Source organism: Pelagibaculum spongiae (assembly GCF_003097315.1).
Taxonomy (GTDB): Bacteria; Pseudomonadota; Gammaproteobacteria; order Enterobacterales; family Pelagibaculaceae; genus Pelagibaculum; species Pelagibaculum spongiae.
Genome location: NZ_QDDL01000012.1, coordinates 92,429 through 116,082, shown reverse-complemented (window position 1 = coordinate 116,082; position 23,654 = coordinate 92,429). Strand labels below are relative to the sequence as shown.

Genomic DNA, 23,654 nt, shown 5'->3' with positions numbered 1-23,654 from the left:
AATCTAATTATATCCCAAGCACCTTATTCTATTCTGGTTTAAGTGCTTGGGCAGGGTTCATTGAGCACTTTTTTGTTACTTTCTCTGCCTATGCCTTAATTAATTTTTTGCCACCATTCAGCTCAATAAGCTAATTACTACAGGATGCTGCTTAATAAATTCAGGCCACTCATTTCTCGCAAGCAAATTAATACCTTCAGATGCAGACACGTCATGCTTTAAACAACTACTTAAATACGATCTAAATAAACAATAGTTTTCTGTGCTCCCTGCCGATCGGAAACAACCTGATATCTTTTGCTGCACCTTGAGCATTCGTATCTCTCGCTCTTTTTGATGAAGCCTTTGCATCGGTCATAAAGCGCAAAGTATCATCTTCATAAATGCGTAAACGATCCAGAAGATTTCTCGCTTTACTTTGTTTGGGACGACCCCGTTTGCCCGCTTCACTTGGTTTTTCGGAGCTTTCTTTCTCGCCCCGCGTAATCAAGCTGCGGTAACGTTTTCGGCACCCTTTGATGGCCGATTCTGATAGTTCACCACCCGCATCGGTGACCGCTTGATTGATTTTAAGAAGCAGCGTATGCATCAGCTTTGCCCATCGACAATCATCCTGCTCATGGGCACGAATCAATTCTCTAAGATAATGAGCATTGCAATACTGATGCTGACATTTAAATTTCAAATAAACACTCCAATGGTCATGCACCAATACACCTTTGAAGCGAGGTAACACGCCAATGTTTTTCATTGCCTGCGCACCTCTCTGTTTATGGGGTGTTAATAGCGCCCAATGCGTGCTGGAGATACCGTGAACCCAATGGCGGGATGCATTAATATTGACGCCCGTCTCATCAGCACACGCCACATCCGCTAAAGCAATTTGCTCAATTGCTAATGGCTTAAAAACACGATGTAATCGCTGAGCAAGCTGCTTATTAAAGTTAACCAACGTGCCCATGCTGAGGTCAGCGCATCGTGGCTGTGGTTTATCCTATGAATTTTTCGTTGAGCGCTTCAGTCGTGCTGTTGACGCCGCGCTTGTTACATTCTCAAAAAAAGACCAGCAAAAAGCGATCTCAATTGCATGCGATTGGGATTATGCCCCGAAAGATCAAAGGGCAAGACAGCAGGTATGGTTGCTGGAAAACGACTGTTGTTGCCATGGCATTGAGTTGGGGTGTTGCCCAGCCGGATGTGGCTCTTGAGTCTTTGGAGGACACGATGAACACATTAACAAGCAAGTTGGAGCAAATGGCTTATGGCCATGCGACTTCCCAGTTCATTAGTAGTGATAATGATTTTGAAGGCACCTGGTACGAACGCTATCAGTTTTTGGCTGATTGCGTTGAAAACAGCATTGACCCAGATGGGTGGTTTGCCTGGGCACCTTTTGAAACATGGGAGTGGCGCGACATCGTCACCAGTATTGATGATGAAGCTTCTTCACTGGTAGTCACAATGAAACAAGCACTGGAATATGCCAAAGGCGGTATGGTGGTTTCAGCAATTAACGGTTCTCTTGATAGCGATATGAATCAGTTGGATATGATCCAACTGCTCGAGCTAGGCGCAAAAGAGCAGCAGTAAAACCACAGGTGATTTAATTCACCAAAATACGATGATTTTAGTCCCGGAGGGTGTTGCCCTCCTGGGGCGCACCTATCCGGACGTTGGGTTCGTTCAACGAAAGGAAGGTTAATTATGGATAATCGTACCATGTATAAGGAAATCAGCAGGCTGAGTACGTCTGACCTTTTGGTTTTCAAAATGGACTACACCCGAAGTATTTTTCTTTTTAAGTCATTAAAGTTAGGTCTGGTTGGCTTATCAGGAATTTTTGTCGGGCACATTATTAAACCGCTTATTTCTGGGCAAGCTTTAGCCTGGGTTGAATATATCTCTGCAGTATTGGCACTCTATTGTGTCAGTGGACATTTAATCCTAGACGCTTGGGAATCCAGTGCTACGGCACTCAAAGAACTGATTGTTGATCTACTTGCGATCCGAATGAGTAGAGCCGGAAAGAAGTCTTGACAAAAAACTTCAACGGGATTATCTATTTAGGAGGAATTAAGTTATGTGGATTACAGTCATGAATCTTTTAATGGTGCTAGCAATTTTGCTGCTCTTTGTGTTCACCGGGTTAGCGGCTCGTGCGCATTTGCATGAACGCCATGCTTGGAAGGATATTGAGTTAAGAGCAAGTCAATCTGGCATTAAAAGATTTGACGATTAAGACAAAAGGCCTCTTCGGAGGCCTTTTTTATGACAACCTAAAAAAACCATTAGAAAAGCTTTTAGCTGATATCGGTTTTATGTATTTTGACACTTTTGACTACCTTCGATCCATTTTTGTGGCGGACAGGGCTCCACAACGATGTAAGCAGAAAATAGACTAGACAACTGATTTTCGTTCCCATATTGAAGGCCCGCTTTTTCTGATATTTCTTGGGCGAGACTATTTTCATCTGACATCCAATTTATGTATCCAATATTACCTTCGTGGTCTTTTATCAAATATTCAGGGACACAAGAAAATTGAGTAACATCGATTACAACAACGTTTCCCGAAACCCTACCAGCCAAATTGTGAGCTTTTGTGAGAGCGGTTCCCATAACAGGAATTGAAGTTATTAACCCCATGCCTAAACCCAAAGTATTGTTTTTTGCACTTTTCATTGCATCTGGGTAGCAACCACTAATATCGTTCATATCTCCAGTAGAAATAGCTGCTTTAGTAGCATAACCTTGAAGTAGCATATATCTTGATAAAGAAGTGGCAATTGCTATGCAGCGACTTGGATCTGGTTCTTTGAAATTAGAAACAAGAATAAAGCCATCACCAAATTGGTGAGCGAAAATTCTATCCCAGTAGTTCTTATTTGGATCGCCAGGATAAACCTTTTGCCCTATCTTTATGACAGCATCCATAAGCTGGTGTAAACCCCGAATCGCTTTAGTCTGGGTTGCATCGTTATACTCATAAAGATTAGAAAAACCCTCTATATCAATACTTATGCCCCAACGTTTATCCACGATACTGCTCACCTCTAGATCACACCTCATCATGTTCAACGCGATTGTTGGAGAATCTACTCGACGATTTCAAAGTGTAGAATCCTCACCTCAACTTGAGAGCTTGGTGTCAGCTCGTACATGAATTGGTTGTTTCGAGATATCCGGGTTGTCATGGGTTTGATACTCGGGTCAACCGTTCCTGACACCCGCCGTGCGAGGCGAGCAGGGAGAATTCCGGAATAAACTGACGCGAAATACTCGACCGGTTTGCCATCATGGTCGTTGAATATGACCATGAAGATGATATTCCGAACTGGCTCTCGTAGCTTGTTCCGAAGGCCAAATGTAAAGTCACCATATGAGGCCAACGAACCACTGATGTCGCCTTTCCATCTCACGGCCTCACCAACAACGCCATCAATCGCGTTGCCTGATTGGAGTGAATCGAATATTGACTTCGCCTTCTTGTCTTCCTTCAGCTTGCCTAACGGCAATATTGGCTGCTCGCGATCAAGGAGAGACTTAAAGTACTTCGCAGGGATCGCGAAGTTGAGATTCTGACCTCCTCGAAGGGTCGCCACAGCGACCCCTACGACTTCTGCGTCCACATTCAAGACTGGACCTCCGCTGCTACCGGGAGAGATGGGTGCAGTGATCTGGAGCAGACTATCGTTGTCAAGCTTTCGGATGCTGCTGATGATACCAGCAGAGAAAGTTGCTTCTAGTCCTTGGGGGTTGCCCAGACTATAGATTGTATCGCCAACCTGTGGGGTTACTGCGGACACTGAAAGGGGTGATGCTACGAGATCTTTAACAGAGAGCAATGCTAGGTCTCGAGATCTGTCGAACGCAAGAATACCGGCGATTTCCAGCTTCTTCTTATTGCCTGCTATACGGACGTAACCTGAGGATGCACCCTCGATCACGTGGTAGTTTGTGATGAGTTTGTTTGTAGAGACCACAAATCCGCTACCGAGAGCAAGGGGTTGACCGTTCGCATCTTCAGTCACAATCAACACGGTCGACGAGGAGGCTTGCTTGGCCACTTCCTGAGGAGTCGCTGCCCAAGCTCCAAAAGAACAGCCGAGGGCTAGGACTGCTGTGAGTAACGCAGGTAATCTCTTCATGTTTCATTCTCCAACATTATATTAGGTAGGAGGAAAACCCTGCTTCCTTGGCCCGTATATCTGGTCGAAAAACAGCAAGGTCAATCAACCCCATTAATAAGACGCCTCTGTTGTCACTCGGTATTAGCATCCTGCGTCTTATCCATTTAGTCGTCGTTTTACCTGATATTACCCGGTTATCTGAGCAGCTCAGCTTGCTTTAGCTCGATGCTGTAATTTTTTTATTGATATTTAAGAGTCGATTAGAAAAGGCCAAACTGCTGCTGCGACTGGTCTTCAAGCCCTACAGTTTTCAACATTACAACAGAAGGTTAGCAGTACTAAGATGCCGCAAGCATTCTATTTTCGTCAAACTATTTACGTGCCGATTAGTCACCTTAAAATCATCTCAACATTTCTTGATGAATTAAGTTGAAAAAAACACCGATCACCCAAAATTTCAAGCTTATCCAATATTAGTTATTTTTATGGCGTTAACACCACATCTGCTCTGCTGTACAGTAAATAGTGAGTTAATATTTTTATTTATAAATATATCAACAGATTAAAGCGGTGGTTGGCCATTTTTCGTGAAAATATATCTGAAACATGAATGAGAGTTACTTGGGAAAGTTGCTGTCTTTAAGTACCTGATCATATATTTATTCTGCTTAAAGGGAGTGTCTTTAAGCTACTGATAAAAGTATTGAACAGAGTTGGGTGGGGACACTTGGGTATCATTCAGAATTTAATGATGACCTGTCGGCCACATGATATGAATCCTTCAATTTATTCAGGTAACCCTAAAAATTTCGTTACCATTTTTGAAGGGAAAAATATCTTTTAAATACCGCATAGATCACTTTCTGCTCGGCATAATAACCTTCTGTTTAGACAAAGAAAACGTGGTGGTTAGAGAAAATTCAAAGCATTAGAGTTGATTCCTGAAAACAAATACCGATTTTTGTGCTCAGACATAAAAGTTCATATTTTGGTTAGAAGATGCGTTCACTATAGCCAGGATTATGCATACCATCACAGCCACAGCTTTTGGAAATTACCGGAATCAAAGCTAACCCACCGTTTTCACTGAAGCTGCCTGCTCTAAGTGTTATCACCAACTAAAAAGGATCACACTTGCAAGATCCTTTAGCCATTCTTTTACATCATTGTTTGCATATTATGACAGTTTTAAGTTCGGCCATGCTCGTTATGTGGCTGAGTTGAGCGGCATAGCACCACTAAGAATCTTATGGGGTTCATGGTACATAGGAATGCGACAACCAAACAGCACCCCCTCAGGATGAGATGGATAGTGAGCAGTACTACCAGGTTGCTTACGACGATGAAACGATTATTTGGCAAGGTGGGCCATCCCAGTGGGTTAACCTCGGAACGTTTCGTTGGTGGGGTGGCTGTTTGGTTGGTGCCATTATGTTTTTGGCCATGTGGACTGATCATTTAAGTGTCGGTTATGGACCAATGATAAGAGATGCTATTTCATGGGCTTGCTATGTGCTGATTTTCTTTTCAATCATCAGTGTCTTGCATGCGTATCTTTTTGTTCGCTACGAACGCATTGTAATTACCAAAAATAAAATCAAAGAAGCCAAAGGAATAACCAGGATTTTTCGTCGTGAATTATTTTGTGAAATTAGTGGCATAAAAGATATCAGTAGTCCACCGGCAGGACTTTTAGGCCTTGTTGGATTGTCGACTCTCGTGATTGAAACCAATGATAATGATCAGGCCGAAATTAAAATCCGAGCAATCAGAGATCGTGACGCACTGATTCAAAAGCTGCTTCCAGTCTGGCGCACTTTGAAAATGGAGCGAAAGGGTTATTTTGGCGGCTAATTAAGCACTTGAAACCCTGTGGGATCAAATCATATGCTAAGGCCTAAAAGATTATAGTTTTCAATTTATTAAAAATTTATTTCTAGGGGTGCTTCCTTGATAAGGAAGGCAAAAGGATCACGCTACCCCATGGGTTTTTGCCATCTCAGGACTGTTTAGCGCAATATAGGGAACAGCTATAAAATTTATGTTTTCTTTATTCGTGAAAATCAAACAAATGGGCTTTAGGATACTTAGTTGTTGACTTAAAGAGTTTTCGATGTGTAGAATTATTGTCAGGCACTGGGTAGCCTCCGGTTGGTGTTAGTATCTTTACCAAAGAAAGCCCGCAAAGCGTAACGTCCTATATATCTCCAATCACGCTTATTCTGTTTTTCCTTGCCCATAACGGCTTTAAGATACACCAGAGAACTTCTGGGAGTCATGTATTTAGGAAAGACAAATGTCTGTACCAAATCGCTTTATAGCTACCAAGAAGTTCCATGTTGTCCCTGTTCTGGGATTGCATCCTGACGACATAAAAAAAGCAACAAAAAAACTGTTTCGTGATAGAGAAAAGATTGGTCATGTCACTCTTCTCAACCTGATTGCTTCATCTCTCGGTTTTACTGGTGGTTTTTCTGGGTATGGGGATGACTATCAAGAAAAGTTAGAGCCTTTTATGAAGAAGCATGGGCTGCATCAGTGGGATGATCTTGTGACACCCCAGTATCGGCCAGATGCAAATGCATCCTTGGCACTCGATGTTGAAAAATTGTCTGACAGACTATTTTTTTCAAATGAAACAGCACCTTCAAAAATATTTACTGGGTACAATTTTGACTATGCCCGTCGTTATGATGATGGTGAGTGGTGCTTTAATCAATGGGTACAAGCTCAACCAGACCCCATGGGATTTTCGTATAAGCCTAATATAGAACACCTCAAATTAGCGATTGAGAGCCCTAATAAGATAATTGATATATCGAAATTCCCTAAGTTTGGAAGAGACGATAACAATATTTCTTATGCCCATCTTGTCCTAGGTGGGCATATGTTCCATTGCATTGAACCATGTTTTAATTTACGGGGCGACCTCTTGGTAAGCCCTATATCACAAGGCATCACGGCAAGTGGCAGGTATTTCACAACCAGTTCAACGCAAAAAGAAAAAGCTTTATTAGCTGAAGGTGAGGAGCTTTCCTGTGCGATTTTCAGACGAGAAATTGAAAGCCAGGATAAAGGCTGGGTTGAGGTTGTTCCGTATAATGAGAAATTAATTTTTCTTAAAGGGAGTGATGGTTGCTATGATTTTGTCATTAAAGGAATGAAAAAAAAGAATTTTAATCATCAAATTTATGCGCCGTTCTTAAAACCATCTGATATCCCTCGTCAAATGAATGCTCTTTATGATTTTCAGCGCTGGTATTACTTCGAGTATGCAGGCTGCCATGCCCTTGATGAACATAAGGCTGAGCAACACTATTATCAGAATGGTGGTGAAATTCGTAACTATCCTGGTGAGTGGGAAGTGTGGAAAACTTATTTTTCTGATATCGATTTGTATGCGTATAAAACAGTTAAGGCTTCTGACAATTTTGCCCGACCTATGGACTTTTGTCGTGTTGATGCTGCAGGTAAACAACTCAATGTTTCTCAATTAATCACCATTGATGAAATTATTAAATTTTCAAACCAAAACTCAGAGTATTTTGAGCATAGAGAGGCAATAAAAAAAGGTAAGCCGGATCGTTTGGATACAATGAACGCTGACAAAGCAGAGTTGCCTGCTGCCGTTACCTGGTTTGACGCTTGTATGTATCTTTCCTTTCTTGAAAAAAAACATGGTTTGCCATTACGTCTACTCAAGCTGGACGAGTATCGAGCGATTAGAGAAGAATGCTCTGTGAGTGGCGGTACCGAGGATTCCAGCTTATTAGAATATTGTGATAATAAGAGTAATAAATATGGTGCTAGACCTCCTCATATGGATGAGTCTGATTTTCAGGCTTTAACTTGTAAATACACTGAAGAACCAAAATTTCTTGGGCATACGTCAGGTTTAAAATTTGTTGATTCAGACAGATTCTGTGAATGGCTGAATGAGAACCCCTATGGAATGGAAGCAGTTGCGATTCGATCAAGATCGCTGTTGTCTGCAAGAGGTGCGGCCAATATTGAAAGTGATCTTTTTCCAGCATGGAGTACGGGTAAATACCATTACTGCAAGATAGGGTTCCGTGTTTGCTATGAGCTAGCTTAACAGTCAAGATTCGATGAGCACTGGGTGACGACTCAGTGCTCTGTGTCGTGGTCTAATGATACGTTCAGTCTTAAAATTTACAGATTTTCAATCAATAAAAACAAATAATTAATGGATATCCAGCTATCCACTATATATTCGTGACATTGAATTATCTTTCTTGTCCCCCATTTTATGCTGACCATATCAAAAACAAGGAAAGGAATGGTGAGCAAAGTTCGTGGATATAGCCGCTACCAAAAGCAAATTATCAAGCGCTTACAACAAACTTTGGGTGCTGATACTCCTTTCAGGCATGAACGAACCAATAACAACCATCTTAAAGTATTGATTCAAGGTGCAGACAAACCCTGCTTTACCAGTTCAACACCATCGGATAACAAATCAGCTGATAATTTCATTGCCGACGTAAAACGAATTATACGTGAGATAAATACCCTTACTTCAAATGATACCGACTGCAGCTCTGCTAATCCGGTAGAACAAGCGGGCGAGTGTAAAGCGGCGCAAGTGGATCAAATTACGCTTTCTTGTATTAAGCTGATCAGGCGAAAAATCGATCAGATTCAACTAGAAGAATCTGAGTCGATCAAAACAAAATCGTATTTATCAGAATTAAAAAAGCTTCGATTACAGGTTGCTGATGAAACAATCAAAGCCAATGCTGGTAGCAGTAAAATTTACCTTACGGGCAAACAAATTAATCATATAAAAAACAAATTACTGCAGCACCTTAATTTTATGTTGCCGACAACTGCTGATTATGCAGAGAAGTTGCAAGTTAATGAGGCAGATAGACCGCTTTTTAATAATAAAACCACAAAACAACACGCAGTGAATCATGCTATGAATAACCCAAATGTGCTTTCAGAACTCAAACCTCTAGCAGGCATCGTTAAAAAAACAGTGTCCCCCTCAAGTGCTAGGCCTCAGCCTGTAATACTGCCAATTTCGGAGTCTACTGATGCGACAGGGCCGAACGTTATTGGCAGCCCCAGCAATCACTTCAAAGCTGAAGTAAGCGATGCGGTGCTTTGCGATGATTCAGCATCAGAATGGCTAAACCAGAACGGAGCTGCACGCATAAATGCACTTAGGCAACTCAATAAGCTGCAATTGGAGCAGTTGGCACAAGACGTTCAAACTGCGATTATCGCAAACCGTGATCAAGCAATTGATGAGGTAGTGTCTTTGATTCAGTCACAAGATTTGCCGTTTGATTTAATTAAGAAAAAGCTTGAAGAGGGTTGTGCGAGAAAACCATGAACCTTATTATCGATTAGTCATCGGCTCCTGATTATGATCATGGAGTGATATTGCTCATGTTATAAATGATGTATTTCATTTAGTCTTCCATAAAGAAATGGAAATACTTGGTAAGCATGAACAGCCCTCTAGGTAAAAAATCTACAGAAAAAGAGCAGCTTATTGTTATTGGTAAGTATGATCCGCAAACCATACCTATGCCTTATCAAAAAACTAGTTTGAGAAGAGTTATTGGCATAAGCCCAAAAAAAATCAAACAAAAGCCATACATCCCAATAGCAACTGATGGGGAAAAAATCCTCACAGAAGGGTGCTTGATTGATGCTGTTAGCTTCTTCCAAACTGAAAGCAAGAAAAGATTCATGGTTCTTACCAATAAAGAAAAGTGCTTTCTTTTACAGCTTTCAATAACTTACAAGAAAAGCATAGAGGTTTTTGAAAGCAAATATCCTGGCGTATTCAAAGTAAAGTACTCCAAAAACCTGTATCGAAACTTATCGACACTAAAGAAAAATATTGCTTTTTTTCAGAGAGAAGGTGTTCATTTTGGATTGCACCGATATCTCTCTACAAAAAATCATTTCAAAATTTCCAAGAAAATAAGACTCAAGAATAGCTTGGATGATTTGTTTTTCTTTTTACCTTGCGCCCCGTATCAGGAAGTTTTTTGTATTGAAGAAAAGGACCCAGGAAGAAGCGTGATCTCACTGGATTTCAACTCGATGTACATGAGTTGCATGGATGAGCCTATGATGCATCCGGGTTTTCTTGAGTTTCGCCAGTATGATACGTCACGGGTTTCAATAGATGACCTTCCTAGAGGTATGTTCTATGTTGAGTTTCGGAAGGTAAAAAGTAATTTCTTTGCTCGTTATCATCCTTTCAAATATCAGGTAAGAGGTGAAAGCTTCCCTTTTAAGCTAGATAAAGAAAACCGTATCAGAATTCTTTTATTATCTGATGAAATCGTTTATTACTCAAAATACTTTGAAAGTACGCATATATTTTGGGGCGTTGTATCTACCAAGTTGATTCAACATCCGTTGCTCGCTGAGTCAAAAAAAATATATCAAAAAAGGACGTTATATCAGTCCCACGGAGACGATGTATCTAGCAGCTGGTGTAAGATTCAGTTGGCTGCAATGCACAGCGCTACAAAGAGCAAAAGCACTAGGCGTCTCATATTTAGTACGCCTAGCGACCTGATTGATTATGTTACAAGCAAATATTATGTCCAGTCTCAATCAGATTGGAGTTGTGTTAAATCTATCAAGCATATTGACTCTATCCCTGGCTTTAGAGTTCGAAAGCTCAAACAGGAGTGGCAGTTAGAGTGTCCTGTACTCTCAGACAACATCAACATATTCAGCTTGCATGCAGAAGTCATAGCCCGCGCCAGGTTGAAAATGTTTAAAACACTTGAGCAGATGGCAAGTTTTCCAACGGTTCGAGTTTGCTACTGCAATACCGACTCAATTCATCTTTCTGTAGAAAAAGAACGTATGGATGCGTTCTTTAGTTCTATAGCTCCCATGTTGAGTAACGAGGCGGGAAACCTCAAAGTTGAGTGCATATCTGACCAAGGATTATGGCTTGATATCGGGAGGTATTGGTTAAAGAAAAACTCAGAAGTTCTTAAATTTAAGAATATTATTTTTAATAATGGCTGGAGTAACAATCCTTACAATGATGTTAGAAAATCACTAAAAATAAATAAAATTGATGATTACCGATATATTTCAGAAAAATATATACATTTAAAAAATTCATTTTCGTATAAGAAAAAATTACGCTTCCTTACCTTTATTGACAGTTATATTTTTGAAAGGTACTCTTGCGAAGAGGTCATTGACCCGATTGTGGCAGGTAGAACCGTAGCAAATGAAATATTTAATAGTCAATTTATTAAATTACATTATTTCAAACGGTTGGCCACCAGTTAGTGTTGCAAGCAACTCTGCCTCCTTCGTCGGGTAATCATAAGCTATTGCTCTGTTGATGGTGCAGTCATTTACTTCTACCGTGTATGGCTGCACCCCCTAACCCATTCCTTTCAACCTTTTTTATTCAGGTTTTCTGTTTATGAGCTGTAGCTACGATCTCGATCAATTTACTGAAGATGAAATCGAGGCAGGTGTTCCTTATCTATTTTATGGTGGAGATGGGTGGGGCTGCGATGAAGGAGAGATCTCCCAAGAAGGCTATGACTATAAAAGCGACCATTATTTCCAACAATATAGAGATGATAGGTTGGAAGAGAAAGGCTTGGCACTCAGGAAGTATCTTAGCAAGAAGATTTCAGGAGTATCAGATTTTGATGTATTAAAAGAACAGATGGTTAAAGGACTGCTTATGCATGACTTTGACTCAATGTGCATTAACTACTCTGAATCAGAACGTTTGCCACGCTCCTATGTTCAAGTCGTCAAGTATTCAAACTCACCTTTCCCGATAGTCGGAATGGCGATTGATAGGCTAACTAAATCAGGTGCTTATCAGCATAAAGATATTGAAGAAAATGTAAGAGAGGTGCTTTCACTTTCTTGCTATGACGGTGTATACGGTCAGGTTTCAGAAATCCAGAAGTACATTCATCAGACTGTTGATCTGGCTGATGGAAAAGGTGCTCATAAGCATATCTCTCCCAAAATTATGAGAGAATTTCTGTCCGCGATACGCCTTTCTATCTGGAAATATCGCCTGACTCATATCAATGTTTTTCAGATTGGTGTAACAATCAAGAATTATAAAAATATTTACAAAGAAGAAATGTCTAAAAATGAAGAGAATAAAACCTTAATAGGTGATAAAAGATATATAAAACACTGGAAAGCTAGACATACTCTACCTATTTTTTTCTTTTCGCATTTGGACTGGGAAGAGATCAATGACTTCTTGTTAAAAGATTTTTCTTCAAAACAGTCTTTTTTTGATGGCATATCATTCAAGTCATTCGAGCTAACAGATCATGCTTCAAAAATGATGGAAGTTGTTTCCAAAATTTACGAAGATTCCGTTAGAAAACAGCTAGAGTCCGATACAAACTTTTTCTTGCAAGAGCGATTCAGAACAAATATTTTCAAAGCGATAACTAACACATAGAATGTTGATTTTGAGTCGATAAGGTGATTAATTTTCATTTACTTAAAATTATTTCTAAGCATTCGCAAAACAGTGGTAGTAACTATTAAAATATACCTGATCTGTAATTTACAAAGACAATTAATCTTTCAGAAAATATTTTAAGTCTATATCTATTATTCCAATCCTTTTTAAGGAGTTATATGATGAAGCTAGGAGATTATTCTCTAGATATTTTAGGTGGAAAACTTCAAAAAGACGGTTATATCCTGATGAAAGACAACACTCAATATAAGCTTTTAATGATCAATTTTTCGGATAAGAAATGTGATGCAAAAGTAAAAATTGATGGGAAATTAATTGGTATTTGGAGGGTCGAGCCTAAACAACATATTATTATTGATAGGCCTTCTGCTGATACTGGTTTACTTACTTATTACGAATTAGGTGGCGAACATAGCGAGAAGGCCCAGCTTTTTTTAAATGAAAGTTTGGGTTTAATATCAGTTACTTATCTCCCTGAAAAAATAAAAGACACGCCCCAGTCAACAAAAACCCCAGCATTACTCGGTCGACAGCAGGCCAGCAGCATATGTCTGGCCCAGAAAGCACCACCATATTACTGCCAGCCAAAAGCTCAAGAGGGTTGCTACCAGCAGGCCGGTGGTACAGGCCTTTCAGGTGAAAGCTCTCAATTTTTTTCTAGAGCAGAACAAATCAATTATCAGGAAGAAAGTGCACGCACTATTAATGTTCGTTTGTACAGCTCAAACTCTGATGAAGCGAGGCCACTTTATTAACTTGGCAGTTTAATTTATTAACTGACTTTTCTGCAGTATAACCCACTGCATGAAGGTAACAAGCTTCCGTAGCCAATGACCTGAAATATAAAAAATCTAGGTTTCAGTGGTTGGCTTGTAGTAATTCAGGTTTGATCTGACTGTTGCCAATTATTTCTCTGATACTGTTAGGTTAATCCTGAACAAAGTTTTTTTCTTCCCAGTTCGGTTATCGTTTTTGCATGTCTGTGGAGTGCTGGTAATATCCCTACGCTTGATTTCCTCAATTCATCAAAAAATCAACGATTTACCCTCCCCAAGTTATTCGCTGAATTGCTTGTAATAATTGTTCCGATGTTTTGTACCCTCCCAATAAGTACGTTTTGGCATTTGTATTGTCGATAATGCGGACTGCCGGTGTCGCTGAAATGCCAAGACGTTGTCCGTCTTGATAATCCTGGTTGATCTTGTCTTGATGATCATCTGAGGCAAGGCAGTTACCAATCAAAGAACCATTGAGGCCAAATGATCTGACATACTCTGGTACATCGTTAATTCCTTGGCCATTTCCTCTAGTGTCCATCATGAACTTGTCTAATGCGATCCAGGCTATGCGATTGTTATAGGATGCTTTAATGCATTCAATGGCCTGGCCTTCAACTGCGGCTACAGGGTTATGAATCCCTAAAGGAAAATGTTTGAACTCCCAGTTGATGACGCCTTGGGAATGATGGACCACTTGCTTGATGACACCATGCATTTTTCTGCAGTATGGACATTCAATATCGCCATATTCCTGCAAGGTTATTTTTGCATTTGGATTTCCGTAAATCAGGCGATTATCTGGGGTGGTTTCATTCGCTAGCTGAAACTGCTCTTCCAAGCGGGACAGTACAGCTTTAGCATTACGTTTTTTCAAAGAAGCAAGGCGATCATCTACCGCTTGGATAATATCGTGATGAGACAGGTGTGTTTTGCTTGACGATTCATGAGCTGCTTGCAGGCTAGACAGTTCTGAATAGAAGTAAATATTAAATACAATCAATCCGATAGATATGATTGAAAGCATGCTAATCAGTAGTTGATTCCCTTTCATGAAGTGTTTCATTTTGTTTGAAATGAAACACTCTAATCAAGTAAGTCATGCTATTCAGCATTAATGGGTCAAGCCACAAATACTATTTTTGTTGAGAAAACTTGCTTAACTACTAAGCAAGTTCACATGAAAAAATAAAGCTGCCATACCCCGCAGGCTGAATTGCAAGGTTCATAGATGAGCTGGCAGCGGCTGCATTATATCGATTTTAAAGGCGAATGCAGCGTTTATATTTGAACAGTAATTAGCCAATACCGACCTAAGCAAAGGTATTTTTATGCGTCCCTAAAAATTTTAAATTTAATTTAAAAAAGCGATTAAAATACTGAATTATTTTTAATTCAGTAAAAATTATATTAAGTGGTGTTTAGCGCTAAATTGTAAAATCTATTTTTGCATTTGCATTTTTGAAATTTGCAGATGCAAAAAAAAACACTTTTACTAAGGCGCTTCAAGTACTGAAGCACCTATCGCTATTTTATATCCAGCGGATCAGTCTGTTGGTTAAACCATTCCATCTTCGGGCCAGTCAAAGATGACAGGGTGGTCGGGAAGAGATGATTCAGGTATTTCATCCAGTTTTCTTTTCCAAAATTCAGCGACATGGATGTCATACACAAGAGAGTTCTTATCACCAAGAAGGCTGATCAAAGCTTCTATTGCATCTGAATGACCATTTAGAGCATCTTGCGTATACCAATGGCAGGCTTCTTTGAGGCTGTCATAATCACCTCGCGGTACAAGTGCTGCAGCCAGCTTGCTGAAGGCATCGCTATCGCTCGCTTCTGCAGCCTGGCGGTAATATTGAATGGCTTTGTTGGCATCTTGGTCAATAAGGTTGCCATGACAGTATTCACTCGCCAGTGATATTGCAGCCCACGAGTCATGGTTATCAGCCAAAATCTGGTAAATATCGATAATCAAAGATTTGAAGGGAAAGTCGTCTTGCAAAAGCTTGTTGGATAACTGCTTTTGCCCTTGCTTTGACGGGTTTACACCATAACTTGCCAGCTGTTTTACCCAAGGCCAATCTTCAGCATCAATGGCTGAGTCAATCAATGCCCCTGGTTGAAGACAATACGTATTTCCAGGCTTATCCAGCAGGTAACAGATCAGTTCTCGGTTATCACAGCCTTTCAAGGCATATGTTAACGGATGAATTTCATCCATATCCAGTTCATAATCCAGCTCGAAATCAGCCTCCAGTGCCATTAATTTTGGATACCAATCATCGAGTTTTTTATCAATTGCATAAGTAAAAATCTTATTTAAATATTTTTTATCGGTTTTCAGTAATTCAATATAATTTCGTAGCGAGTCAGATTTTTCATCAATTAACAGCTCATCAACAATAGCCTGGAAGACCCTGATGTCATTCCCGGACAGCTGATATAACGCTGCGATAAAACCTTGATCTGGAAAGTTTAAATCGAGCGTGTAACCATCAAGTACATCCGGCATAATATCAACGATTGAGATATTGCAATGCTTGATCAACTCGGGGCATAGAGAGCGGCAGTTGTTATGCCATGCATCATATAAAGCATAACATCCATTGTCATTATCGCCTTTAAAATCAACACCTGCAGCTATAGCGTGTTGGGCAAGCTCCTGGTTGTCACTTTCTAAAGCTTGTACCAATACTTCTAGCCAAATGTTATCTGGAGTCGCTGCTAGTATGATCTCCGTCAGACGGGGATTGCGATTCTTAATAGACGCGACTGCTGCATCTTCCCAATTAATGAAATAACAATTTCTTAATCCAAAATTGAAAATTTCTTCCAGATCAGCAGAAGATTTTTTCTTTTCTTCAAGAAGCTGAAGAAGCAAGCCATCACGATCATTAATATCAGCGCCCTCTGAAAGCAATAAAGCCAGCAAGGGTGCATTTTCATTTTCAAGGGCAATTTTTAGAGCAAGATTCTGTTGGTACTCGACATCAAATGTCGACTTGTCAATGAGTGCTTTAACTACGGCTATCTTGTTGTTCTGGCAAGCATAGATCAGCGCTTCATTTGTCAGTTGATCAGGCATATTAACTATGCCTTCGATATCTTCGTTTATAACCAGTTGGGAGAGGTTATTTTCCTGGCAATCAACCGTATCCATTTCAAATTTCGCCCTGTATTAAAGTTATTGGTTAAATTTCAGATTAGGTCTGAATGACTACCGATAAATCAATGCTCTAAATTGAACGCATCTTTTAGCATACAAGTTTTAGGCAGCCTCAGGTCAGTCGCTTTGAACCTAGGGTTAATCACGATTGGCACCACCCACAAGCTAAGTTTATGATCAGCATCACCCATCTCAAAACTGAGAGAAATAGGTCGGTCAAACTTTTCATGAGCTGGGTAGATCAAGTAAATTTCCCCCTGACCTTTGAGAAATTTTTGTCCATAGGCATACATTTGATAGAAATCAGCCTGTGACAAACCATACTTGTCAGAGGCATTATTCAAGCTGCTATCCAACAGTTTCCACTTGGTGTCCAAGACTATGGCCTCATCCCCATGATACTTGATCAGCAAATCAGGTTTAAGCCAGAACATATTTTGCCCACCATGCGTCACCAGTGACTTGCTTTGTGCCTGTAATTGAAGCTGATAGGGAATATCGATTAATGAACCAAGCTTCTTGGCAACATAGGCTTCAAACACTTTTTCCATAGGAAATAGCAATGATATTGCATGGGTCTCGCCATGCATTGCCACAGGTGAAAACCCCTTGAGAACCAATTCACTCCATCGCAGCGCATCTTGGTAGTAGCTCATCCCTCGATCCAGTCTGATGGCTTTTAGATCTTGTTGCACAGAGCGAGTTTCAGGCACATCAGCCAAGGCAAAGGCTAATTCCCTGCTCAGTTTTTGATTCGCAGAAAGCCTGGTAAAACCCATCACCTTATTCAAAGCACTTTTAATTAAGCGATTTTCTGGGCGGTCTTGTATGTACTCATCATATTCAACCTGAAACTTGTGTGGAGTAAACAGATTGCGCTTGATTTGCAAAGCAGTCTGCAAGCGACCTTTTTGGAACTTTAAATTATCTTGTTGGGACTGATAATCTGATCTGAGTCCGCGCTTTACTACCTGGTTAACACTTTGCAAAAATTGACTGATAAAAATTTCAAATAGCGGTCGCTTGGCTAGAGAAATATTTGCATCGGACATACGCAAAAACTTCATCTCGCTCAAGCAGCTAATCATGGTCAGAGATTGCTTTCTTGCCTTGTCCAACGCGTCATCTGAGCTGCAGTGCTTACCGGTTTTCGGCAATATTTCAATTTGTGCGCCTAGTGGGGTGCAAAGCACCCCAACATAGTTCTTCACTTTCAGTGCACGTACACCACGAAAGTAACAAAGTTGCAGTAAAGCAGGCTGATCATTTTTGCTAGGTGCATCAACGAGTAAGTTTTTTTCGAGATAGGAAAATAACTTATCTGGAATGACCGTACAGCTGGCATCATCAATCTCTTGTGTGACTAAATGCCCATATTCAAATACACAATAATGTTTCATATAATCAAGCCGCAAACTCAGAAACTGCTTTACTATCCGCGACTTCTGAAACGTGTTTGCTGTAGATGCCCTGATAGGCTGCAGGGTTAGCAAAGGTTAGAGAGTTAACCTGATATTGGTATTGCTCTTGCGCATAATTATCTTGTTCGTATGAACTGCCAAATAGTGCACGGTAATCATTGATTTTTTTGGCAGAGATAAACTGTTGAGATGGATCTCGCTTTTGATTATCACCCAATACCAGGCGAATTTTTTGCCAGTCTTCGAAGAAGTACTCCTCCAGTAAAGGAATTACTTTGTTTTGAAAAACCGAGCATAGGATTTCAAATGCGGCTTGCTCAGTACCACTTTGAAGTTTTTCTTTTACCGGCATAAAAAAAGCGTGACCCAACGTATGCTCTCGATCATATAACACTTCAATACGCTGGTTCAGGGTGGACAGCAGTTGATCCAGCTGAATATTTTTAACGACAACACCTTTCAATAGCGCAGGTTCAGGCATCATTTCCTTGAAATCAAAACGGCGGCGCAACGCAGTATCCATCATGGCCAACGACCGGTCTGCAGTATTCATAGTACCGATCAGATATAAATTATCCGGGACTGTAAATAGCTCATCTGAGTCAGAGTAGGGCAGCTGCAACGCAAGCGCTTCTAAGTTTGGCTGTGCATCAGTACCGGTGCGCTTAGACGTTTCAATCAGCGTAATCAGTTCACCAAATATTTTTGAAATATTGCCACGATTAATTTCATCGATAATCAGCACATATCTCTGGTCAGCATCTGCTCGCGCTGCATCACAGATTTGCTTGAACACACCATCTTTAACTTGATAGCTGATTTGGCCTGCATCATCGGTAGTCGCACGCAATCCTTGAACAAACTCTTCATAGCCAAAGCTCTGGTGGAAAGTCACAAAGCGAATTTGCTGCGAATCGGTTAATTCGTCATAGCGAGCCTTAAGTGCATCACGAGGCATCTGTAATGGCTGCTTTTGGTCGATTGCTGTCACCGCCGCCTGAACTGTGTGATACGTTTTTCCTGTACCAGGAGGGCCATAGAGGATTTGATTCAGGGGTACGTTTACTTGATTCATTGGCAGCGTCTCTTCACTTTCGTCCAGGTTTATCGTTGGTTTCTCACCGACCAGCTTGGTCACAGAGCACTTGGGATGTGATCGTGAAATATTGAGAAAGGCATTCCAGTCTTCTAATTCAAATTTTCCATCGACCCATTGGCCCACAACTTTTTCACTTTTCCCTTTGGGTTTTTGAAAAATTTTACCGCTATAGGGATAGTCTTCACCCAGAAAGCGATATTGGCCGTCAACGTATTCAAAAATCAGCATGGTAAATGGGGTAGTTTTGTACGCGCGGTTATAGCAATAGTCAGAAGGTTTTACACTTGCTTTATCTATCCGATGTTTTAATGCATCTTTTAGCTCTGTGGAGGAGTAAATGCGTCCTTCATTCCCTTTGCAGAAGTCGCGCATGGCTGAAAAATCTTCGCGGGCCATAATTTTTCCTATGAATAAATTTTTTGAGGTTTAATTCATTAAAAGCATTTCTTTTGCTTATTAATTTTTTTAACCACTTCCATGTGCTCTGGCCAAAAGATCCCAGTAGCTCATTGCGGGTTCAGACGGGAATAGCAGGGCTTGTTGAACCCTTTCGCTTGAATCATTTGCAAGGATTTCCCGAGCTTCATTAGTCAAGCTGTTGTTTTGGCATAGAAGTATTTTGCATTCAGTATCTTCAGATGTTGCCAAGGCGAGCTGTAATTCTGGAAGCAGCTTATCATTTGCCGCAAAGTGTTCGTATAACTCAGATCCATGTTCTTTGAAAAGTGCCACTTGATATTTTTTAAGTAAGCAGCAGTTGCTGGCAAGGCGATAAATTACCGAAAGGGATTGGCAGAGAAGCAGAGACTTTTGAGATTGCTCTGTCAGGGATATATTTCCTGCTAGAGCAGCCAGTACATCGCAATCAGGGTTATTAAGGAGTTGAACTTGTAATGCGGTATCTAGCGCTTCATTACTTGCCAACGCCTCCCTTACGATTTTTGATGGATCAACTGCAAGTTGATGTTGAAGCGGGTAATCAATGGCCGGGTTTAATGCTAATGCACAGCGAATATCCTTATGATCCTTAGCTAGGCGATTTTGTAACTCGAGGGGTAATTGTTCATTACCCGCTACGCCCCATCTGACATCGGCATCCTGATCGGTAGTCAGGCTGTGTAAATGGTGAATTGCCAACACGGGGTTCTGGGCAATGCCTGATCGAACCGCTTCTAATGGGTGGTGAATCATTGTTAAAACCACCTCATCGCAAAGAAAAGGATTCTGGGTATACAGCTCCAGCCTATGGCCTTTTAGCTCCTTTAGCAGTGTTAACTGCTGGTCGGGAGTAAACTTCGTCTTGTGAATCATGGCTGGCTTATTCTTTGCTGGTGAATAGCTGTCATTATTCAAACAAAGGCGTCATTCAGTGACGTAACATGATAAAAACTTCAACACAGATCAGGTAAGTAGCATTGCGTATCAAGAAACACCGCTAGATTCGTTCTAGTTTGGCGACTTATACTAAATCATTATTTTAATGACTTTCCTTCAATATGCCCAGCAGAGTTCAACGCCATAGCGCCATTCTTCGCTACATCCCGCAAGATCCACGGCACACAACAACCAGTGAGTTGATGCAGAAATTGGCTAATGATGGTTTCTCGATCAATATGCGTATGTTACAGCGTGATATTGAAGCGTTATGCTGCGACTATGCGATTAGCTGTGATGACAGTGTCAAGCCGCACCGATGGTTCAGGGTAAAAGGGGTCTCAGACACTGCTTTGGAAATGACACCAAGCACTGCCTTGGCAATACATATGCTCAAACAGCATGCAATGCATATGCTGCCAGCCCAGGCTCATGACAATCTGCGTGGATTCTTTGCCCAGGCTGATAAAAAACTACAGTCAGAAGCAAGTCCTTTCGCTAGTTGGGCATCTAAAGTGGCATCTTTGGAGCCGGGCTTTCAGTTACGCCCACCAAAGCTTGATCAGAATGTGATTAAACTGATTGAAAAAGGACTGATACGGCAAAAGGTTTTATCGATCGATTATTTGCCGCGCCCACCAAGACATAAAAAACAGTACCTGGTGAACCCTCTTGGGTTAGTTGCCAGAGGGCAAGTACATTATCTAGTTGCGACTCTGGCTGATAGCAAACTGTTCCGACACTTTGCATTACATCGAATTCATAGTGTTCAGATTACTGACAGCAGCGTACATTCCCCTGATAATTTTGATTTAACAGAGTATCTAGATAGCGGTGGTATGAGCTTTCCCAAAGGGAATGAACTCAAGCTGCGTCTAAAAGTAAATGCGATAGAGGGCTACCACTTGCTGGAAACGCCGGTCTCTTCTGATCAGGTCGTTGAATTTATGGATAATGAAAATTTTATTATCCAAGCGAGCGTCAACTTTACCGAAGAACTTCGATGGTGGTTGATGTCACTGGCAGATATCAGTGAGGTACTGGAGCCTGAGCATTTGCGAGAAGAAGTAGCGGCATGCCTTAAAGCAGCCGCTAGCAAATACAGTTAGCTGAGAAGTCAGGCAAGTTTAATATTAATCCAGCCGATACTGCTTTTTGGTCTCTCTTCTTCTTTAATTCGCTTTTGCGCATCTGAGACATTGTATGCCCAGACTCTGCGCATGGTGCGACGTCCATTTAAAGTAAAGGTCGCAATATATTCTTTCATTGTTTTGTCCTCGTAATTTCGACGCCAAATAGAGTCCCATGGACAAGCGACATTGAGTGACTCAACCGCGTGCGTCATTAAATGACGCAATAAGCTTTTAATCTATGGCAAGGTTTTTAAATCACATACGAGAATTATGATTTACTGGATCACGGATCAGCCTCAGGCAATGTTGGCAAATAAAGATATCCAACTCCTATCGGCTACACAGGCTATCTCATGCAAGGTTGAGGAACATGCACTGATAGTTGTGGCGATAAAGCAACCCAATGAGCAACTGGCTTCTTGGGCGCAGCGGCAGAAGCAAGGCACGTTGCTTTGGCTTACGCCTTCATGGGAAGACATGAGTAAAACTCCGGCCATGATATCTGAGCGTGTAGGCGTTAAGAACCTCGTGAATTTGTTTGATGTACTGTTTCATCAAAAAGGACTGATCACCTTGGATCGAGGTGAATTCGAACATGATCTCGAGGAGTTTCCAGTAATCAAAGTGGTAACTGACCCATTAAATACTGCAGCTGATGAAACCTGTAAAATGGCTTATCACATTCAAAAATATACTGAAATGACGATGGATGAATTTGAGACTAATGCTTTGGCTATTAAAAAGCAGCATCCATCTGCGACGATCAAGTTTTTGATCGGAAAAAATATACGAGAAGATATTTTACTGCAATTTTTTTGAAGTTTTTTGGTTGATGGTTAATCTTAAGATCTTAGTTAGCAGTGTTTTATTTGATATAAATTAACGGCTTAAGAGTGCTTGGTGTGTTATGTTTTAGCGCACATTGTCGGTGTAACAGCATGTTTTCTTTCTTCAGAATAAGAGGGCATGTCCGTAATTCCTGCCATCCTTAATTAGAAAAAATGGATTGGCTTAAGGGGGAAATTATCCTGACAGAGCGAGTTGTTTTAAATATGTGAAGAAGTAAAATGAGATTTTTCTTTAGTGAAAAAATATTATGCGGATTTTTGCGTTAGTAATTTTAATTACTGCTTGCAGCAGTGAGAGTCAAAGTAAAATTGAGATAATCTTAAAGGGTGGTGCATTTTGTGAAGTTGTGCAAGGAATAGGTATCATGTCATCACATCAATCCACACCTTTATACAATGTGGAAGTCTCGTTAAACGGAGGTGGTTTCTATATTGGCCAACAGCCATTCAGAGAAAAAATAAATAAGAATAAACTAATAGCTAAAACAGTTACCAATGGTATCGCAATAGACGTAGATATTGATTTGAAAAAGATGAATAAAAACGGCTCGTTTGATATGAATGTAACGCAATTCAATCAAACCAATATATTTGAGTGCTCATCTTTTTAAGCTCGACTTTATAGTAAACGCCTCAGTTTAAGGTAACGTTTGATTTTTTCAAGTTAATTTCTTTGATCTGTGTTCTTTTGTTATTGCTGCACTTTTCCGATGCGGTATTTTTAACCAATAACTTCGTAATATTTCGGCCCGAATTTTGATCTTTTAGATGTTATCAGCTCTGCACATTAGAATTTATTAAGGTACAGATCAGCCCTCGAGGCAGCTCCCCTGCAGTTGTTCACTTAATTTTTTAAGAGCCGATTTTTCAAGCACGTCAACAGCTGCACTAAAACGAGACCAACACCGCTATAAAAGACTTAGGCAGAATATGCACAACTTACGAGGAAAAAGTAAAGTGAATGCGCAATGATTAATATTCTGTATGGTGCATGCCTTGAATTTAAAAGCATGAAAAAAACCAACGACATAGGGTAAGTTTCCTTGAAAAGCACCATTTTTGTTGATCTGATCAGTGACAAAGAGGCGAGCTAAGGGAGATCCTAAAGACGTTAAGCTGTATGCAATTGAAAAAAGTATTATTAATGAGTGCAGAAAAAGCGCGCTACCAAGTTTGTTAGCAATAAAGTGTACCGATTTTAGAAAAATTGTGGGTT

The 23,654-nt window shown here is 40.5% G+C and carries 21 protein-coding genes; 12 read left to right on the top strand and 9 right to left on the bottom strand.

Translation table 11 applies throughout. The annotated features are described in order from the left end of the window. Positions 1 to 241 precede the first annotated feature (241 nt). Entirely contained in the window at positions 242 to 961 is a 720-nt protein-coding gene (locus tag DC094_RS19710; RefSeq protein ID WP_116688846.1) for an IS66 family transposase, read from the bottom strand. 35 nt (positions 962 to 996) lie between these two features. Between DC094_RS19710 and DC094_RS22470 the strand changes: the two genes are divergently transcribed. From DC094_RS22470 to DC094_RS22220, 3 genes are all read left to right on the top strand, one after another. Further along, positions 997 to 1,590 carry a hypothetical protein gene (locus DC094_RS22470; protein ID WP_206605713.1) on the top strand — a complete coding sequence of 198 codons (594 nt, stop codon included), beginning with the start codon at positions 997 to 999 and terminating at the stop codon, positions 1,588 to 1,590. A 114-nt stretch (positions 1,591 to 1,704) separates the two neighbouring features. Further along, entirely contained in the window at positions 1,705 to 2,037 is a 333-nt protein-coding gene (locus DC094_RS19700; protein ID WP_116688845.1) for a hypothetical protein, read from the top strand. 43 nt (positions 2,038 to 2,080) lie between these two features. After that, positions 2,081 to 2,239 carry a hypothetical protein gene (locus DC094_RS22220; protein ID WP_158527407.1) on the top strand — a complete coding sequence of 53 codons (159 nt, stop codon included), beginning with the start codon at positions 2,081 to 2,083 and terminating at the stop codon, positions 2,237 to 2,239. Positions 2,240 to 2,316: 77 nt separating this feature from the next. Here the strand turns inward: DC094_RS22220 and DC094_RS19695 are convergent, their stop codons facing one another. Continuing rightward, positions 2,317 to 3,039: a hypothetical protein gene (locus DC094_RS19695; RefSeq protein ID WP_116688844.1), complete on the bottom strand. Its 723-nt coding sequence runs from the start codon at positions 3,037 to 3,039 to the stop codon at positions 2,317 to 2,319. A 56-nt stretch (positions 3,040 to 3,095) separates the two neighbouring features. Further along, positions 3,096 to 4,148: a S1C family serine protease gene (locus DC094_RS19690; RefSeq protein WP_116688843.1), complete on the bottom strand. Its 1,053-nt coding sequence runs from the start codon at positions 4,146 to 4,148 to the stop codon at positions 3,096 to 3,098. Positions 4,149 to 5,435: 1,287 nt separating this feature from the next. On the opposite strand from DC094_RS19690, the gene DC094_RS19685 reads away from it, so the two are divergent. The 6 genes from DC094_RS19685 to DC094_RS19660 all read left to right on the top strand — a co-directional run bounded on the left by DC094_RS19685 (position 5,436) and on the right by DC094_RS19660 (position 13,373). Further along, a complete protein-coding gene (locus DC094_RS19685) occupies positions 5,436 to 5,984 on the top strand; it encodes a YdbT family protein (protein ID WP_116688842.1) in 549 nt (182 codons plus the stop codon). A gap of 442 nt (positions 5,985 to 6,426) precedes the next feature. Further along, positions 6,427 to 8,226 (top strand): hypothetical protein, encoded by a 1,800-nt coding sequence (locus DC094_RS19680; RefSeq protein WP_116688841.1) that lies wholly within the window; start codon positions 6,427 to 6,429, stop codon positions 8,224 to 8,226. A gap of 207 nt (positions 8,227 to 8,433) precedes the next feature. Beyond that, complete coding sequence (locus DC094_RS19675) at positions 8,434 to 9,492, top strand: hypothetical protein (protein WP_133245640.1); 1,059 nt, start codon at positions 8,434 to 8,436, stop codon at positions 9,490 to 9,492. 116 nt (positions 9,493 to 9,608) lie between these two features. Then, positions 9,609 to 11,435 carry a hypothetical protein gene (locus DC094_RS19670; protein ID WP_116688839.1) on the top strand — a complete coding sequence of 609 codons (1,827 nt, stop codon included), beginning with the start codon at positions 9,609 to 9,611 and terminating at the stop codon, positions 11,433 to 11,435. Between the two features lie 139 nt (positions 11,436 to 11,574). Continuing rightward, the gene (locus DC094_RS19665) at positions 11,575 to 12,594 is read left to right on the top strand and encodes a hypothetical protein (protein WP_116688838.1); all 1,020 of its coding nucleotides are present in this window, start codon (positions 11,575 to 11,577) and stop codon (positions 12,592 to 12,594) included. A gap of 185 nt (positions 12,595 to 12,779) precedes the next feature. Then, a complete protein-coding gene (locus DC094_RS19660) occupies positions 12,780 to 13,373 on the top strand; it encodes a hypothetical protein (protein ID WP_116688837.1) in 594 nt (197 codons plus the stop codon). A 286-nt stretch (positions 13,374 to 13,659) separates the two neighbouring features. On the opposite strand, the gene DC094_RS19655 is transcribed toward DC094_RS19660, so the two are convergent. From DC094_RS19655 to DC094_RS19635, 5 genes are all read right to left on the bottom strand, one after another. Further along, entirely contained in the window at positions 13,660 to 14,448 is a 789-nt protein-coding gene (locus DC094_RS19655) for a DsbA family protein (RefSeq protein WP_116688836.1), read from the bottom strand. Positions 14,449 to 14,952: 504 nt separating this feature from the next. Continuing rightward, positions 14,953 to 16,557 (bottom strand): ankyrin repeat domain-containing protein, encoded by a 1,605-nt coding sequence (locus DC094_RS19650; RefSeq protein ID WP_116688835.1) that lies wholly within the window; start codon positions 16,555 to 16,557, stop codon positions 14,953 to 14,955. 68 nt (positions 16,558 to 16,625) lie between these two features. Then, positions 16,626 to 17,963: an McrC family protein gene (locus DC094_RS19645; protein ID WP_116688834.1), complete on the bottom strand. Its 1,338-nt coding sequence runs from the start codon at positions 17,961 to 17,963 to the stop codon at positions 16,626 to 16,628. Positions 17,964 to 17,967: 4 nt separating this feature from the next. Continuing rightward, positions 17,968 to 19,479, bottom strand: a complete 1,512-nt coding sequence (locus tag DC094_RS19640; protein ID WP_116688833.1) for an McrB family protein — start codon at positions 19,477 to 19,479, stop codon at positions 17,968 to 17,970. A gap of 69 nt (positions 19,480 to 19,548) precedes the next feature. Next, on the bottom strand, positions 19,549 to 20,394 hold the full coding sequence (locus DC094_RS19635) for a hypothetical protein (protein WP_133245638.1): 846 nt from the start codon (positions 20,392 to 20,394) through the stop codon (positions 19,549 to 19,551). Positions 20,395 to 20,579: 185 nt separating this feature from the next. Between DC094_RS19635 and DC094_RS19630 the strand changes: the two genes are divergently transcribed. Beyond that, entirely contained in the window at positions 20,580 to 21,566 is a 987-nt protein-coding gene (locus DC094_RS19630) for a helix-turn-helix transcriptional regulator (protein WP_116688831.1), read from the top strand. A gap of 8 nt (positions 21,567 to 21,574) precedes the next feature. On the opposite strand, the gene DC094_RS22215 is transcribed toward DC094_RS19630, so the two are convergent. Next, positions 21,575 to 21,724 (bottom strand): hypothetical protein, encoded by a 150-nt coding sequence (locus tag DC094_RS22215; RefSeq protein WP_158527406.1) that lies wholly within the window; start codon positions 21,722 to 21,724, stop codon positions 21,575 to 21,577. A gap of 136 nt (positions 21,725 to 21,860) precedes the next feature. On the opposite strand from DC094_RS22215, the gene DC094_RS19625 reads away from it, so the two are divergent. Both DC094_RS19625 and DC094_RS19620 read left to right on the top strand, forming a co-directional pair. Beyond that, the gene (locus tag DC094_RS19625; RefSeq protein ID WP_116688830.1) at positions 21,861 to 22,409 is read left to right on the top strand and encodes a hypothetical protein; all 549 of its coding nucleotides are present in this window, start codon (positions 21,861 to 21,863) and stop codon (positions 22,407 to 22,409) included. 277 nt (positions 22,410 to 22,686) lie between these two features. Further along, positions 22,687 to 23,049, top strand: coding sequence for a hypothetical protein (locus DC094_RS19620; RefSeq protein WP_116688829.1), 363 nt, complete (start codon positions 22,687 to 22,689; stop codon positions 23,047 to 23,049). The last annotated feature ends 605 nt before the right edge of the window (positions 23,050 to 23,654 follow it).

Bases quoted from the DNA above. Each gene is read 5' to 3' on its own strand.
- DC094_RS19710 (WP_116688846.1), bottom strand. From the start codon at position 961: ATGGGCACGTTGGTTAACTTTAATAAGCAGCTTGCTCAGCGATTACAT.
- DC094_RS22470 (WP_206605713.1), top strand. From the start codon at position 997: ATGAATTTTTCGTTGAGCGCTTCAGTCGTGCTGTTGACGCCGCGCTTG.
- DC094_RS19700 (WP_116688845.1), top strand. From the start codon at position 1,705: ATGGATAATCGTACCATGTATAAGGAAATCAGCAGGCTGAGTACGTCT.
- DC094_RS22220 (WP_158527407.1), top strand. From the start codon at position 2,081: ATGTGGATTACAGTCATGAATCTTTTAATGGTGCTAGCAATTTTGCTG.
- DC094_RS19690 (WP_116688843.1), bottom strand. From the start codon at position 4,148: ATGAAGAGATTACCTGCGTTACTCACAGCAGTCCTAGCCCTCGGCTGT.
- DC094_RS19685 (WP_116688842.1), top strand. From the start codon at position 5,436: ATGGATAGTGAGCAGTACTACCAGGTTGCTTACGACGATGAAACGATT.
- DC094_RS19680 (WP_116688841.1), top strand. From the start codon at position 6,427: ATGTCTGTACCAAATCGCTTTATAGCTACCAAGAAGTTCCATGTTGTC.
- DC094_RS19670 (WP_116688839.1), top strand. From the start codon at position 9,609: ATGAACAGCCCTCTAGGTAAAAAATCTACAGAAAAAGAGCAGCTTATT.
- DC094_RS19665 (WP_116688838.1), top strand. From the start codon at position 11,575: ATGAGCTGTAGCTACGATCTCGATCAATTTACTGAAGATGAAATCGAG.
- DC094_RS19660 (WP_116688837.1), top strand. From the start codon at position 12,780: ATGAAGCTAGGAGATTATTCTCTAGATATTTTAGGTGGAAAACTTCAA.
- DC094_RS19655 (WP_116688836.1), bottom strand. From the start codon at position 14,448: ATGAAAGGGAATCAACTACTGATTAGCATGCTTTCAATCATATCTATC.
- DC094_RS19650 (WP_116688835.1), bottom strand. From the start codon at position 16,557: ATGGATACGGTTGATTGCCAGGAAAATAACCTCTCCCAACTGGTTATA.
- DC094_RS19645 (WP_116688834.1), bottom strand. From the start codon at position 17,963: ATGAAACATTATTGTGTATTTGAATATGGGCATTTAGTCACACAAGAG.
- DC094_RS19640 (WP_116688833.1), bottom strand. From the start codon at position 19,479: ATGGCCCGCGAAGATTTTTCAGCCATGCGCGACTTCTGCAAAGGGAAT.
- DC094_RS19635 (WP_133245638.1), bottom strand. From the start codon at position 20,394: ATGATTCACAAGACGAAGTTTACTCCCGACCAGCAGTTAACACTGCTA.
- DC094_RS19630 (WP_116688831.1), top strand. From the start codon at position 20,580: ATGCCCAGCAGAGTTCAACGCCATAGCGCCATTCTTCGCTACATCCCG.
- DC094_RS22215 (WP_158527406.1), bottom strand. From the start codon at position 21,724: ATGAAAGAATATATTGCGACCTTTACTTTAAATGGACGTCGCACCATG.
- DC094_RS19625 (WP_116688830.1), top strand. From the start codon at position 21,861: ATGATTTACTGGATCACGGATCAGCCTCAGGCAATGTTGGCAAATAAA.
- DC094_RS19620 (WP_116688829.1), top strand. From the start codon at position 22,687: ATGCGGATTTTTGCGTTAGTAATTTTAATTACTGCTTGCAGCAGTGAG.